Source organism: Vibrio sp. 1401 (assembly GCF_033340295.1).
This window is the reverse complement of record NZ_JAWOWF010000650.1, coordinates 1-571: the sequence shown is the minus strand read 5'-3', so window position 1 is coordinate 571 and position 571 is coordinate 1. Positions and strand designations below refer to the sequence as shown.

At 51.8% G+C, this 571-nt stretch carries 1 protein-coding gene; it reads left to right on the top strand.

Going from position 1 to position 571, the window contains the following annotated elements; translation table 11 throughout:
• On the top strand, nt 1-571 hold a 571-nt coding region (locus R7Z77_RS27365), incomplete at both ends, for a serine protease (protein WP_318137307.1).

Sequence of the window (571 nt, the reverse complement as noted above, 5' to 3'; positions counted from 1 at the left end):
TGACGGCAGCTTGGCGCAGTACGCCAGTATTGGAGATTGGTTGACAGTTGCAGGTTTAGGTCGAACGTCAGAAGGCGGCAGTTCGCCAACAAGATTGCAAGAAGTCGATGTTCCACTCGTGTCGGATGCCACTTGTCGTCAGGCGGGTGGAAACTACACCACCGTTGGTGAAGTGGCATTCTGTGCAGGCGTGCCGCAAGGTGGGATAGATTCATGTCAGGGTGACAGCGGTGGCCCGATCGTTATTAATCGCGGCGGTGCGATTACCCAACTTGGCGTAGTTAGCTGGGGAATAGGGTGTGCACGTCCGGGTATGTACGGCGTGTACAGTGATATTGCAGCATTGCGCAGTTTTGTGGATGGCGTCATCGGCACTTCAACTCCTCCGAAAGATAACGTTTCTGTTGGTTACACTGCTAATCAAACGTTGCCAGCGTTTAATGTTGGCGAACTCAAGCAGCATGGATTTGTGATTAGTAATTCGGGAAATACTGCATTCACTGTCGAACATGTACGCATTGGCGGCTCAGGAGTGACTGATGCAGCACTGATTGCCCACGATCAGTGTTCT